We start from the raw sequence: 13,821 nt of genomic DNA, 5'->3' as shown, positions 1-13,821 counted from the left end.
TCGGTCCTTTGGGTCCGCAGGAAGCATGCGTCGGAGCGAGTTCGGGAATCCGGGTGGGAGTTTGCCTCGCGGTCTCACGCGGGACGGCCGTCTTCACGTATCGCTACGAATTGGACATGCCTTGCCTCCAGGTCGGCCAGGTCGTGGGGATCGGCGACATCGCGTCTGGCCGCGGCGATGACGAGGTCCGCGTGACGGGCCAGCTCGGCGCTCCGGTTCGTGAGCCGCTCGACCTCGGCGACGCGGGTGAGCACGTCGAGCATCCGGGCGAGCACATGCACCGAGCCGGCGGCGTTCTGGCGGATCGAGTGGAACATGGCGTCGCACAGGCCATCGTAGTCGGTCACCGGCAGGACGAGCGCGACCCGGCCCTCCCGGACGACGGCGCCGGTCGGCAGGTGACGCGACGCGACCCGGCACAGGGCATCGCCGAGATGGTCGACGACGCTGCCGGCCGTGAACGGGTCGTTGATGCCGGGCGAGAGCGCCCGCACCGCGATCTCGACCAGTTGCCGGATCGAGTATTCCAGGTCCTGCAGGGCGGCCGGGCGACGGCCGAAGGTCAGCGCACGCGTAATGGCCGCCTCTGCATCCTCGATACCGGCGGAGAGGAACGCGACCGGGAACCCGCTCGGCACATAGTCGCCGGGCCGCACCCGCAGGGCGACGGTCGCGCCGTGCCCGTGGGCCCATTCGGCCAGCGTGTCCTCGTCGACCGCCTGAAGATAGCCGCTGCCGGTGACGGTGATCCCGCCGGCCTTGGGCAGGCGTGCGGGAGGCGTCATGCCCGCGCTGTCGAGGGTGCGCGCCTCCACCGCCGAGCAGAGATCTCGGTGGACCGCGTCGACCACCGTCTCGACGTTGATGCTCGTAGCGATGTGGTGGACGAACCAGACCAGGGTGGCCAGCGACAGCAGCGCGAGCGCGATGGCCCCGGTGATGGCGAGGTGCGGGACGAACGGGCTCTCCTGCACCGTGCGCACGGTGCGCAGGACCATGAGTGCGTAGGCGAAGGTGCCGAGAAAGATGCCCAGGACGATCTGGTTGCGGGCGTCGCGGGTGAAGTTGCGCAGCAGCCTCGGGCCCATCTGCCCGGAGGCCAGCGTCAGGGCCGCGATGGTGATGGAGAACGTGGTGCCGGCGACCCCGATGGTCGAGGAGGCCACCGCGCTCAGGAGCGCCCGGGCCCCCTCGGCGCCGCCGGAATAGCCCCAGTTTTGGTCCGGCGAGGAGGCGTCGTACCCGGCAACATGGGCGGTCTCCAGCCAAATCCCGAGCTGGGCGAGGCCGATGCAGCCGAGCACGATCAGGGCGGGCCGGAGCCAGAACTGGTCGCCGAGGGATTCGATCCAGGCGCGCAGGCGTGCCCTCATGCCGGTTCATCCTTTCCTTCCGAACCACGGCGTTCGGGGTCCCTACGTTGGACGTCGTCCCGGTCCTCGCGCAGCACCTCCCAACGCGCGCGCGGCGGGCTCTTGCCGGCGGGCCAGCCCTCGCGCTGGCGCGTGCGGTCGCCATCCGCCGCCTCGGTCTGGTCGTGCAGGAGCACCTGGCTCGTCGGGTACGGCAAATCGATGCCGGCGGCGGTGAGCGCGTCCTTGACGTTGGAGATGGCATGGTCGAGGGCGTCCACGGCGTCCCGCCGCCGGGGCGGGTCGATCCAGAAGCGCGCCGTCATGTCGACGCCGGCGGCCCCGAGACCTGTGACCAGCGCCTCCGGTGCTGGGTCGGCTAGCACCCCTTCGGTCCCGCGCAGGGCCTCGGCGATGACGTGGCGCGCCTCCTTCATGTCGTCCCCGTTGCCGATGGTGAGGGGGAAGGCGAGCCGGCGCTTGTCGTGCGCGGTAATGACCGTGATCTTGTCGACGAACAGCGTGGCGTTCGGGATCAGCACGCGTTGGTTGTCGTAGGTGCGCAGCACCGTCGCCCTCACCCAGACGTCCTCGACTGTGCCCTCGTGCGAACCGGCCCGGATCTGGTCGCCGATGACAAAGGGGCGGGTCAGCAGGATGAGGATGCCCGCCAGAAGGTTCTGCAGCACGTCGCGGAAGGCGAAGCCGATGGCGACGCCGCCGATGCCGAGGAGGTTGAACAGGTCGGCGGCGGAAACAGAAGGGAAGGCCACCGATGCCGCCACCAGGAACGAGACCAGGATGGTCATGCCGCCCGCGATGCGCCCGAGCACCGAGGCGGAACCCGGCGAGGCCTCCCGTAACGTGGCGGCGCGGCGAACGGCGGCACGGACCCCTCGGGCGACGAGCAGGCCGAGGCCGAACAGCACGAGGGCGACGGCGAGCCCCGGCAGGAGGGCGGCGGCCGAACGGCCCAACACTTCGAGGCGCCCGAGCGCTTCCGAGAAGATCATGAGAACTCTTGGGTCATGGGAAAGCCGCCGGTGGCGGGTATGCCATCCGGCGGCGTCTCAGAGAGCTATCCGCGCCGTCACCGACCGCGCGTGCTCGTTACGGTGAAATCAGCGACGCGGGCCGCCCGACGTCCCGCCGTACTGCTGTCCCCCGAACTGGCTGCGCGAGGGCATGCTGGCGTTGCCGCGGCTGGCCGAGCCCTGCCGCATGCGGTGTTGGCGCGTCATGCGATGACGACGCATCTCACGCCGCGACATGCGGACCTGGACAAAATCGCCACCGTCCGAGGTCGTGACGCCGGAAGCGTTCATGGGCAGGGCGGAGGACGGCAGGCTGAAGGCGCAGAGGCCGAGGCCGGCCAGGAGCGCCGAGGCGAGAAGGGTATGCTTCATAGTTAGGTCTCCTCTGTCGCCGGGGATCACATCTTCTTCTTGGAATACTCGAACTTCGGCGCGTTCTTCAGGGTGTCCTTGTCGGTATCGGCGTGGACCATCCACTTGCCGTCCTTGTTACTGATAGCGAGCGAGGACGGGTCGAGCACGACGTAGCTCTCGCCGAGGCCTAGGAAGCCGCCGACACTGACGACGACACCGGTGAGCGTCTTGCCGTTCTCGATCACGAGATCCTCGACCTCGCCCACCGTCTCCTTCTTGTTGTTGTAGACGGTGGTGCCAACGAGCTTGGACGACATCACGTCGGCGGGCTTCACGGTCATGAACTTCAGCTTCACCGTCGCCGTGTCGGCCATCTTCATCCCCATGTCGGAGGATGCCGGCATCGCGGTGCCGGGAGTGGGCGCAGTCGGAGCCGGAGTGGTCTGGGCCACAGCGGGCAGCGACAGGCAGGTAAGCGCGAGGGCGGCGGCGAGGGCGCGATGTGACAAGGGGATCTCCTGGAAACGGGCCTGAACGGACGGGAATGCCCGCGAGGCCTGGACTGCGATTGACCGACGCTCGGTCGATCGGCTCGTGGGTTCAACGCGCCCGTTCAGGAAACGTTCATGTCAATCGACCGGCGCAAAGCATAGGATAGGCTACGACGCCCGGCTTTAAGATGATCCCATGGGACGGATGATACTGATCTCAAGGGCGTCATTCACGTGCCTATTTCAATTTTATCGTGATCCGCAATTTTGAAACCTACAGATAAGTCGATGCGTAAAGCTGGCATGAGCCTCGGTTCCCGAAGCTTCATCTCACCTATAGGATTTTCCATGATGCGCTCGACCCTGAACGCCGCCTTCCTCGCCGTTGGCCTGACCGTGGCCGCCCCCGCTTTCGCCGAAACGTCCCCCATGGTCGGCGGCGCGCCCATGATGGCCGACAAGACCATCGTCGAGAACGCGTCCAAGGCCAGCAACCTCACGACCCTCGTCGCCGCCGTGAAGGCCGCGGGCCTCGCCGACACCTTAAGCGGAAAGGGCCCGTTCACGGTCTTCGCCCCGACCAACGACGCCTTCAAGAAGCTGCCGGCCGGGACCGTGGATTCCCTGCTGAAGCCCGAGATGAAGAAGACCCTGACGGGCGTGCTCACCTACCACGTCGTTCCGGGTAAGCTCGATGCGAAGGAGCTGATGGCCAAGGCGAAGATGGGCGGCGCCGACGCCAACCTGAAGACGGTCGAGGGCCAGGTCCTGACCGTGAAGATGGACGGTAACCGGCTGTCGCTGATCGACCAGAAGGGCGGCGGCGCCTTCGTCGAGCAGGCGGACGTCAACCAGTCGAACGGCGTCGTGCACGTCATCGACAGCGTGCTGATGCCGAAGTAACCCAAACGTCGGCCGCCCTATCTCCGTAAGCGGGGGTGGGACGGTCCCGGAAGCGTGCCGCCAGGTCGGCGTGTGTGCCTCGGGCAGGAACTAAAGTCGGCGGGCAACGCTTCGGTTCGACAACCTCGACGCCCAGGCGTCCGACCGGAACCCCGCCGATGCAAGCCTTGGACCGCCCCCACCCTGCAAGGGGCCGCTCCGCCTCGCGCCTCGCCGGCGCCCTTGCCGTCATCGTCGGCCTCGCCCTCGCGGGGCCAGCTTTTGCGCAGTCCGTAGGCAGCTCCATCGACCAACCCACGCCCGGGACGCTCCAATCGGGAACGTCGACCACGAAGGGATCGGACGCCGCGCGCCACCAGGGCACCGGCGGGGTCGCACCGCCGAGCGCGATCCAGTCCTCGACGGACGTCATTCAGTCCGAAGGCTCGGTCCAGGGCAAGGGCCAGGGCGGTCGAACCAACCCGATCCAGCACCTCCCGAAGGACATGCGCTGAGGCGCGCGCCAGCCGGTCGGGATGACAAGCCCCGGATCGATGGGCCGATGGCCTGCAGGCCCGCCGCCTATCAGCAGGTGTCGCGACAAGGACCTCCGCGATGTTCTTCGATACCTGGTCGGGCCTGCTAAGGGTCGTGGTCGTCGCTCCCTTGGCGTACGTCGCCCTGATCCTGTTCCTCAGGATCTCCGGCAAGCGCACCCTGACGAAGCTGAATGCTTTCGACCTCGTGGTCACCGTCGCGCTCGGCTCGACATTGTCCTCCATTGTCCTGACAAAGTCGGTCGCGTTGCTGGAGGGCGTCCTCGCCCTCGCGACCCTCATCGGCCTGCAATACGCGATCACCTGGTCGAGCGTGCGCTCCGCCCGGGTCCGGTCGCTGGTCAAGGCCGAGCCGACCCTCCTCGCGCACAAGGGCCATCTGGTCGAGGGCGCGATGCGCCGCCAGCGCCTGACCCGGGATGACGTCCTATCGGCCCTGCGCTCGGAAGGGCTGGATGACCTCTCCCAGGCCGCGGCGGTGGTTCTGGAGACCGATGGCTCGATCAGCGTGCTCAAGTCGCTCTCCGGCCGCGAAGACGGCTTGGACGGGGTGCCGCCGCGCGACCGTGACCGACCCAATCCGGGCCGTTCGTGAGATCTCTCGTCCGCTACGCGATCCTCGTTCTCGCGCTGGCCCTGTCAGCCGCGAGCCTGATCCCGTTGGTGCCCACCGAGTGGTGGTGGGTGCGCCTGCTCGACTTCCCGCGACTGCCATTCGCCCTGGGATTGCTCGCGGTCGGCCTGGGCCTCCTGTTCTTTCTGCGGGAATCCCCGAGATCGACGACGTCGACGCTGGCCCTCGTGGCGGTCGCCCTCACCGTCGATGCGTGGGTGCTTCGGCCTTACCTGCCGACCGGCAGCCTGAGGGTCGACGCATGTCCCGCCGAGCGCCGGCTGTCCGTGATGGTCGCCAACGTCCAGCTTGGGAACCGAAAGGCCCGCCCCCTGGTAGATGCCGTTGCGCGGGTCGAGCCGGACCTATTCCTCGCGATGGAGACCGATGCCTGGTGGGACGAGGCCCTCAAGCCCGTACTCGCGGCGATGCCGCATGCCCTCCAGCGGATCACGGGGTCGTACTACGGCATCCACCTATACTTCCGGCTGCCTCTGGTGAACGGGAGCATCCGGCACCTCGCGGGTGAGGACACACCAGCCATCGTCACCGGCGTCACCCTGCGCACCGGCGAGACCGTCGACTTCGTCGGCATCCACCCGAAGCCCCCGCAAGCCTGGCAATCCGCACGCGGGCGGGATGCCCAGCTCTACGCGGCGGCGGACGTGCTGCGGACGCGGGTCGAGCCCGGCATCCTCGCCGGCGACCTCAATGCCACGCCCTGGGAGATCGCGGTCGAGCGCATGGCGCGACTGTCCGGGTTGATCGATCCACGGCAGGGCTACGGCTACGTCGCGACCTGGAACGCCGATGTGTGGTGGATGCGCTGGCCCCTCGACCACGTCTTCCACGAAGGCGGGTTCGCGACGGTGTCCGTCGAGCGCCTCGACGCGTTCGGATCGGACCACTTCCCCTACCTCGTCCGCCTCTGCCGTCAGGCCGGGGAAGGTGCGAAGGCTCCCCCCGAGCGGGATGCGGATGATATCGCCACGGCCAACGCGGTCCTCGCGGCGGCTGGCGCGACAGAACGGCTGGGCTCGCGTTGACTACCATCACCCTTCGACAGGTCCCGGCAGGCTCTCGCTGCGCGGGCGGGGAGCGCCCGTGATCTCCATCTTCGACCTTGCCGCGATGCTGCTGGCCCTCTCGGCCCTGTTCGGCTGGCTGAACCGCCGGTTCCTGCGGATGCCGCACACCATCGGCCTCCTGGTGATGGGCCTCGCCGCCTCGCTGGCCCTCGTCGGCCTCGACCTCGCCTTCCCGTCCCAGCATCTCTACGAGGACCTCACGAAGGTGCTGCGCCAGGTCGACTTTACCGACGTGGTGATGAACGGCATGCTGGCCTTCCTGCTGTTCGCCGGCGCCATGAGCCTCGACCTTCGCACGCTGCGCGACCGGGCCTGGGCCGTGGCGACGATGGCACTCCTCGGCACCCTGATCTCCACGGCCCTCGTCGGCGGCGCGTTCTGGCTGGCGGCCGACCTCATCGGGCGGCCCATCCCGCTCGCGTGGGCGCTCGTCTTCGGCGCGCTCATCAGCCCGACCGATCCGGTGGCGGTCCTGGCCACCTTGAAGAACGTCAAGGTCCCCGAGACGCTGGAGGTCGAGATGCAGGGCGAGGCCCTGTTCAACGATGGCGTCGGCATCGTGCTGTTCACGGTCCTCGTCGCCTTCGCGGCCGGGACCGGGGGCGAGGCCACCAGCGTCACCGGCATCTCCTGGCTCCTGCTGCAGGAGGCGGGCGGTGGCCTGCTCCTCGGGGTCGTCACCGGTTACGTTGCCTACCGGGCCATGCGGACCATCGACGACTTCCCCGTCGAGGTGCTGATCACCCTGGCGCTCGTGGCCGGCACCTATGCGCTCGCCCAGAAGATCCATGCCAGCGGACCCCTCGCGGTAGTTGCCGCCGGGCTCCTCGTCGGCGACCGCGCCCCGCGCGACGCGATGAGCGAGCGGACCCAAGGCTACGTCTCCGCCCTCTGGACCCTCATCGACGAGGTGCTGAACTCGGTGCTGTTCCTGCTCATCGGGCTGGAAGTGCTGGTGCTGCGCTTCGAGGCCAATGGATTGATCCTCGCCGCCTGCGCGGTGCCCATCGTCCTCCTGGCCCGACTGGTGGCGGTGTCGACGCCGCTCCTCATCTTCCGCTGGGGCGGCCACCTGTCGCCGCGCAACGTGCCTTTCCTGACCTGGGCCGGGGTGCGCGGCGGCATCTCGGTGGCGCTGGCGCTTTCGATTCCCGAGAGCGACGCCAAACCCGCGATCCTGGCGGCGACCTACGCGGTGGTGCTGTTCACCATCATCGTCCAGGGCTCGACCCTCGGCATGGTGGCGCGGCGCACGCTGCGGGAAGGCTGACAGCCTCCGCCCGCTGCGTTGGCCCGCGCTTGCCGGACGGTTCCGTGACCGTCGGGCGCAACCCTCCATCGGACATCGGATCCCACCATGGTCTTCACCGTCCTCCTCGTCCTCATCCCGGTCTCGGCGGCGTTGAAGTACCTCGTCGGCGCCTCGCCGCTCCTGGTCTTCGCCTCCAGCGCGCTCGCCATCGCCGTGCTCGCGGAGTGGGTTCGGCGCGCCACCGACCAGCTCGCGGACCGGGTGGGGCCTGCCATCGGCGGTCTGCTCACCGTGAGCTTCGGCAGCATCGCCGAACTTGTCCTGGCGCTGTTCGTACTCCTGCGCGGCGAGGTCGCGGTGGTGCAGGCCCAGATTGCCGGCTCGATCATGGGGACCAGCCTGTTCGGGCTCGGCCTCGCCATCATCGTCGGCGGGGTGACCCGGGAGCGGCAGAAGTTCAGCGCGGAGCGCGCCGGCCTGCTCTCAACCCTCCTGATCCTCGTCGTCATCGCCCTGCTGCTGCCCGCCGTGTTCGACCTCACCGGGCGCATGTCGGGACAGGCGGCAACCATCGGCATCACCGACGAGGAACTCAGCCTCGGCGTCTCCGTCGTGCTCATGCTCCTCTACCTCGCCAACCTCGCCTTCACCCTGGTCACGCACCGCGACGTGTTCTCGAAGGACAAGGGCGAGGCCGAGCCTGACTGGAGCCTGCCGCTCGCGCTGGCGGTCCTCGTCGGCGCGACGGTCGCCATCGCCTTCGAGGCCGAGATGCTCTCGGGCACGGTGACCGAGGCGGCGGGCGCCCTGCACCTCTCGCCTATGTTTCTCGGCGTCATCGTCCTGGCGCTCGTCGGCACGGCTGGCGACCTGTTCGCGGCTTCCTGGTTCGCCCACGAGGACCGCATGGGGCTCGTGCTCAACATCTGCATCGGCTCCGCCGTGCAGGTCGCGCTGGTGCTGGCGCCGCTGCTCGTCATCATCTCGTGGGCGCTTGGCCACCCGATGACGTTGGTCTTCTCGAACCCGCTGCACCTGTTCGCCATCGCGAGCACCGCCTTCATCGTCAACGCCGTTGCCCGGGACGGCGAGACGACATGGTTCGAGGGTCTGCTCCTCGTCGGCGTCTACGTCCTATTCGGGCTGGCCTTCTTCTTCGAGAGCCCGGCCTAACCGCAGCCGATTGAACAGCCGCTTTCGGGCGGTACGTCATATAATTTCTATGGCCATGTTGGGTCGCAAGCCGTAGGACCGCTCGGGGTGGAGAGCAGTCCGGCTGCTTCCGGTGGCGTGCTGTGTTCAAGGAGACATAGGCTCAAGCGACGGGTGCCAGACGACTAGCTTAGCTGCTTTCATCGGCAAGGCGGCGAATGCTATGAGCCTGCCAGCATCAGCGAACCCTAAAGAAAAGCATAAGCACCCGCTTTGAACACGGCAATCAAGATCATCAACATCATCGCGCCTTTGCGCGATTGCAGAGCTAGATGTCAGGTCTATGATAGCCGACCCAATGATCCGCGTTCAGACCTCAGAGTTTTGCTTCGTAACAACCTAGAGCAAAGAAAAAGCCGCTCCTCCAGCGAGGGCGGCTTTTTTCCGCTGGTCAGTGGAAAGTCTAAAACGGCTTCAGACTGCTGACCTGAAGCGCTTCAGATCGATGTCGATATCGCAAATTTTCAAGCCTGCTTGCCACGAGGGTGGGGCAATGCCCTATCGTAGGGTCGAGGACTCGCCATCCTGAAGGGGACGATCCTCGCCGTCGCGCCCACCCACCGAGACGTGCGAGTTCAGGCGATCCAGATGTTCGAAGACGTGCTCGAAGGCGTTGGTCACGGCCTGCTCGAAGGACCCGTCGCCCTTGCCCATGGCCGCCTGGAGCCCGCTGAGCAGCGCGTGGTGCTTTTCCGTATCGCTCGACATGGCGTCCCTCATGGCCGGTCGGATGCCGGCGCTCGAACCAAAGACCCAGCATCCGGGCGAGGTTCCAGGTCGCTCGCCCCGATGCCGCCATGCCACGGACGGATCCCCGATCCGAGGCATGGCGAGATCGTGTCATAACCCGTCAATTGTAGGATTGTGTGCGAACGTAGTCCATGACATGAATGCGCGTCGTCGACAATGCGCCTCGTCGACGAGCGGCCGTCGACTGGAAACTCCATCTTCATGGCGAGCGAACCTGGTCACCCGTTCGAGGGAAACCTGCTCCTTGCCGCGCTCGCGGCGTCCGACGTGGCCCTTCTCGTGCCGCATCTCGCCCGGCAGGAACATGCCCGGGGGGACCTGCTGTTCCGCGTCGGCGAGGACGTCTCCCACGTCACCTTCCCCCTCCACCGGACCGTCGCCACCCTGATGGTGCCGCTGAGCGGTGGTCGGACCGCCGAGACGGCCACGGTCGGGCACGAGGGGGCGGTCGGCGGCGTGGTCAGCCACGGCTACCTGCCCGCCTTCACCCAATGCATGGTCCAGGTCGAGGGTGCGGTCCTGCGCATGGACGCGGACCGCTTGCGCGAGGCCAAGCGCGCCTCCCCGACGCTGAACGACCTGTTCGTGCGCTACGCCGACTGCCTTCTTGCGCAGGTCCTGCAATCGGTCGCCTGCAACGCCGCCCACCCCATCGAGCAAAGGGTGCTGCGATGGCTCCTGGGCCTCCAGGAGCGGGTCGGCACCGACGCCCTGCCGGTCACCCAGATCGTGCTCGCCGGGATGCTCGGCATCGGACGCACCTACGTCACCACGGTGCTGACCAAGCTGCAGGACCAGGGCCTGATCCACGTCGGGCGCGGCCGCATCCACATGCTCGACCGGGCGCGGACGGAAGCCGCCTGCTGCGATTGCCACGCCCGGGTGCGCGGGCACTTCCGCACCGTCCTCGGGGCGATCTACGCGCCCGACGGCGAGATCGTCGCCGTCGAGGCGACGGAGCCCGGAACGGAGCCGCCGCCCCGGCCCGATGCCATCCTTCCGGAACTCCGGGAGGCCGGCCGATGACCGTCCCGACGGCCACCCCGTTCGAGGTTTCCCGACCGTCGAGGCTGACGGCCCTCGACGCCTACGGCATCCTCGATACCCCTCCCGAGAAGGGGTTCGACGACATCGTCAACCTGGCCCGGAAAGCCTGCGCGACGCCTGTGGCCCTGGTCAGCCTGGTGGCCGGCGACCGGCAGTGGTTCAAGGCCCGCGTCGGGTTCGAGCCGTGCGAGACCACACTCGACAAGTCGGTGTGCGCGCATGTCCTCGGGCAACCCGACCTGCTCGTCATCCCCGACCTGAGGGAAGACCACCGCACCCGGGACAATCCTCTGGTCACCGGTGACCCGTTCCTGCGCTTCTACGCCGGCGCGCCGTTGGATGCGGCGAATGGCGGATGCCTGGGCTCCCTGTGCGTGATCGACGTCGAGCCGCGACCCGATGGCCTGACCACGGACCAGGCGGAGTCCCTCCGGGCCCTGGCCCGCCAGGTCATGGCCCAACTGGAGCTCCGGCGGTCGCTGGCCGAACGCGACGGCATGATCGCCATCCAGCGTGCGACCGTGGCCCAGCACGAGGCCCTGCTCGCCGCCCAGGCCGCCGTCGTGGGTTCGGGCGGCCGGCACGCCGACGTCCTCGACGCGGTCGTCGGCGGCGTCCTGCGGGCCCTGCCCCAGGCCGAGGGCGGCGTCGTCGAGATGCTGGAGGGCGACGAACTCGTCTACCGGCACGCCGCCGGAAACCTGCTCCGCCATGCCGGCCTTCGCCTGCCGCTCCACGGCAGCCTGGCGGGTGCGTGCCTGCTGTCCAGACGGGCGCGGGCGGTGTCGGACGTGCTTGAAGACCCCGACGTGAAGCGCGACCTCGTCGAGCGCCTCGCGTTGCGGTCGTGCGTGGTCGTTCCGATCACGCGGGACGGAGAGGGCATCGGCGTCCTCAAGGTCCAGTCCAGCCGGGCCGGAGCCTTCTCGCAGCGCGACGTCGAGGTCGTCGGCCTGTTCGCCGGCACCGTCGCCGCCGGGCTCTACAAGGTCGGAGAGGCCGAGGCCCGGAGCCGCGCGAAGGACGCCGACAACCGCTACAAGACGGTGTTCAACAGCGCCATCGACTACGCGATCATCGTGATGGGCCTCGACGGGCGTGTCGACGACTGGAACGAAGGCGCCACCCGCATCCTCGGCTGGTCGCCGGCGGAAATGGTCCAGCGGCCGGCCGACGTGTTCTTCACGCCGGAGGACCGGGCGAACGGCATCGCCGCCAAGGAGATGCAGGCCGCGCTCGACCATGGTCGCGGCGTCGACGAGCGCTGGCACCTGCGCAAGGACGGCAGCCGCTTCTGGGCCAACGGCGAGATGATGGCGCTGCGCGACGAGACCGGCGCCGCCATCGGCTTCCTCAAGATCCTGCGCGACCGCACCGAGCAGCGCGAAGCCGCCGCCCGGCTGCAGGCAAGCGAGGGCTTCCTACGCAGCGTGCTCGCTTCCTCCGCCGACTGCATCAAGGTGCTCGATCTCGACGCCCGCATCGAGTCCATGAACGAGGGCGGCCGGCGCGTCATGGAGATCGACGACTTCGCCAGCATCGCCGGGATGGACTGGACCGGGTTCTGGGATGAGGCAGACAAGGCCGAGGCCCGGGCGGCCGTGAACGCAGCCGTGTCGGGTGGCGTCGGGCGCTTCACCGGGCCGGCCTGCACGATGAAGGGCACCCGGAAGTGGTGGGACGTGCAGTTGACGCCTATCCGGGACGGCGACGGTGCGGTCGCCAAGCTCCTGGCCGTATCCCGCGACGTCAGCGCGAACCGGAAGGCCGAGGAGGCCCTGCTCGCCAGCGAGACGCGCTACCGCGACCTGTACGACAGCATTGACGCGGGCTTCTGCGTCATCGAGGTCAAGCTCGACGCGACCGAACGCCCGCTGGACTATCGCTTCGTGGAGGTGAACCCCGCCTTCGAGCGGCAGTCGGGACTTAAGGGCGTTCCCGGCCAATGGATGCGCGGCCTTGCCGACGGCCACGAGAAGCCCTGGTTCGAGATCTACGACCGCATCGCCCGCGGCGGGGCACCTGAGCGGTTCGAACACGTGGCGAACGCCCTCGGGGACCGCTGGTTCGAGGTCTACGCCTATCCGTTCGGCGGACCCGGCTCCCATCAGGTCGCAGTCCTGTTCAACGACATCACCGCGCGCAAGCGCACCGAGGACGCTCTCAGGGCAAGCGAGGCGAGCCAGCGCTCGATCCTGGCGACCGTGCCGGTGGGCATCCTGTTCGCCGAGGCCCCCTCCGGCCGCGTGGTTGGGGGCAACGCCTTCATGGAGAGGGTGACCGGCCGGTCGACCATCGAGCTTGACGGCGTGGAAAGCTACCGCGAGTGGGTCGCCCGCCATGTGGACGGGAGGCGGGTCGCCCCGACCGAGTTCCCGGTCGCGCGGGTGATCCGCGAGGGCCTGGAGCGCGCCGAGCTGGAAGCCGAGTTCGAACGGCCGGACGGCAGCCGTATCTGGACGCTCATCGTCGCCACGCCGGTCCGGAACGCGGCCGGGAACGTCACCGGGGTGGTCGCGGCCATTTCCGACATCGACGCGCGCAAGCGGGCCGAGGAACAGCGCGACCTGCTCAACAACGAACTCAGCCACCGGATGAAGAACCTCCTGGCGATGGTGCAGGCCATCGCCTCGAACACGCTGCGCGGAGCCACCGACATCGACGTCGCCAAGGAGGTGCTCGCCGACCGCCTGATAACCCTTGGCAGGGCGCACGACCTTCTGTTGGGAGGCGCGGCGGAGCATGCCGGAATGGAACTCGTCATCCGCGGGGCGGTCGGCCTTCAGGACGATGGTTCGGGGCGGGTGCGCTACAGCGGCCCCGAGGTCGAGATCGGGGGAAGGGCGGCGCTCGCGCTGGCGCTGATGGTCCACGAGCTCGCCACGAACGCGGCCAAGTACGGCGCGCTCTTGACGACGGAAGGCCATGTGGACATCGCCTGGACCCTGGAGGGCGATGACGCGGCTCGGACGCTCGCCATCTCGTGGTGCGAGAGCGGCGGCGTCGCCGTCGTCCCGCCATCGCGAAAAGGGTTCGGGACGCGATTGATCGAGCGCGGCCTCGTCGGTGCGGTGGACGGGAAGGTGTCGTTGACCTATCCCCCCGACGGCGTCCGATGTGTCGTCCAGGCACCATTGCGCAACTTCCAGGATGCGCTTTGAGATCGTCCTGCAACACCGGCCCGACCTT

At 68.2% G+C, this 13,821-nt stretch carries 13 protein-coding genes; 8 read left to right on the top strand and 5 right to left on the bottom strand.

Features of this window, described 5'->3' with window-relative positions:
• Positions 1 to 74 precede the first annotated feature (74 nt).
• The 4 genes from MFF01_RS19340 to MFF01_RS19325 all read right to left on the bottom strand — a co-directional run bounded on the left by MFF01_RS19340 (position 75) and on the right by MFF01_RS19325 (position 3,249).
• On the bottom strand, positions 75 to 1,373 hold the full coding sequence (locus MFF01_RS19340) for a DUF2254 domain-containing protein (protein ID WP_238227835.1): 1,299 nt from the start codon (positions 1,371 to 1,373) through the stop codon (positions 75 to 77).
• Positions 1,370 to 2,365, bottom strand: coding sequence for a mechanosensitive ion channel family protein (locus tag MFF01_RS19335; protein WP_238227834.1), 996 nt, complete (start codon positions 2,363 to 2,365; stop codon positions 1,370 to 1,372). The genes MFF01_RS19340 and MFF01_RS19335 overlap by 4 nt, the downstream gene beginning before the upstream one ends.
• A gap of 108 nt (positions 2,366 to 2,473) precedes the next feature.
• Positions 2,474 to 2,758 carry a hypothetical protein gene (locus MFF01_RS19330; protein WP_238227833.1) on the bottom strand — a complete coding sequence of 95 codons (285 nt, stop codon included), beginning with the start codon at positions 2,756 to 2,758 and terminating at the stop codon, positions 2,474 to 2,476.
• A 26-nt stretch (positions 2,759 to 2,784) separates the two neighbouring features.
• Positions 2,785 to 3,249, bottom strand: a complete 465-nt coding sequence (locus MFF01_RS19325) for a PRC-barrel domain-containing protein (RefSeq protein ID WP_238227832.1) — start codon at positions 3,247 to 3,249, stop codon at positions 2,785 to 2,787.
• Positions 3,250 to 3,582: 333 nt separating this feature from the next.
• On the opposite strand from MFF01_RS19325, the gene MFF01_RS19320 reads away from it, so the two are divergent.
• The 6 genes from MFF01_RS19320 to cax all read left to right on the top strand — a co-directional run bounded on the left by MFF01_RS19320 (position 3,583) and on the right by cax (position 8,796).
• Complete coding sequence (locus tag MFF01_RS19320) at positions 3,583 to 4,134, top strand: fasciclin domain-containing protein (RefSeq protein WP_373319817.1); 552 nt, start codon at positions 3,583 to 3,585, stop codon at positions 4,132 to 4,134.
• Positions 4,135 to 4,292: 158 nt separating this feature from the next.
• Entirely contained in the window at positions 4,293 to 4,628 is a 336-nt protein-coding gene (locus tag MFF01_RS19315; RefSeq protein WP_238227830.1) for a hypothetical protein, read from the top strand.
• Positions 4,629 to 4,728: 100 nt separating this feature from the next.
• Complete coding sequence (locus MFF01_RS19310) at positions 4,729 to 5,265, top strand: DUF421 domain-containing protein (RefSeq protein ID WP_238227829.1); 537 nt, start codon at positions 4,729 to 4,731, stop codon at positions 5,263 to 5,265.
• Positions 5,262 to 6,329: an endonuclease/exonuclease/phosphatase family protein gene (locus tag MFF01_RS19305; protein ID WP_238227828.1), complete on the top strand. Its 1,068-nt coding sequence runs from the start codon at positions 5,262 to 5,264 to the stop codon at positions 6,327 to 6,329. Before MFF01_RS19310 ends, MFF01_RS19305 begins: the two co-directional genes overlap by 4 nt.
• A gap of 58 nt (positions 6,330 to 6,387) precedes the next feature.
• Positions 6,388 to 7,641 (top strand): cation:proton antiporter, encoded by a 1,254-nt coding sequence (locus tag MFF01_RS19300; RefSeq protein ID WP_238227826.1) that lies wholly within the window; start codon positions 6,388 to 6,390, stop codon positions 7,639 to 7,641.
• Between the two features lie 87 nt (positions 7,642 to 7,728).
• Positions 7,729 to 8,796, top strand: coding sequence for a calcium/proton exchanger (cax, locus tag MFF01_RS19295; RefSeq protein ID WP_238227824.1), 1,068 nt, complete (start codon positions 7,729 to 7,731; stop codon positions 8,794 to 8,796).
• A gap of 537 nt (positions 8,797 to 9,333) precedes the next feature.
• On the opposite strand, the gene MFF01_RS19290 is transcribed toward cax, so the two are convergent.
• A complete protein-coding gene (locus tag MFF01_RS19290; RefSeq protein WP_238227822.1) occupies positions 9,334 to 9,543 on the bottom strand; it encodes a hypothetical protein in 210 nt (69 codons plus the stop codon).
• A gap of 243 nt (positions 9,544 to 9,786) precedes the next feature.
• Here MFF01_RS19290 and MFF01_RS19285 point away from each other — a divergent pair, with 243 nt between their 5' ends.
• Positions 9,787 to 10,611, top strand: a complete 825-nt coding sequence (locus MFF01_RS19285) for a Crp/Fnr family transcriptional regulator (protein WP_238227821.1) — start codon at positions 9,787 to 9,789, stop codon at positions 10,609 to 10,611.
• Entirely contained in the window at positions 10,608 to 13,793 is a 3,186-nt protein-coding gene (locus MFF01_RS19280; RefSeq protein ID WP_238227820.1) for a PAS domain S-box protein, read from the top strand. The genes MFF01_RS19285 and MFF01_RS19280 overlap by 4 nt, the downstream gene beginning before the upstream one ends.
• The last annotated feature ends 28 nt before the right edge of the window (positions 13,794 to 13,821 follow it).

Source organism: Methylobacterium adhaesivum (genome assembly GCF_022179065.1).
Taxonomy (GTDB): Bacteria; Pseudomonadota; Alphaproteobacteria; order Rhizobiales; family Beijerinckiaceae; genus Methylobacterium; species Methylobacterium adhaesivum.
This window is presented reverse-complemented; position numbering and strand designations above follow the sequence as displayed.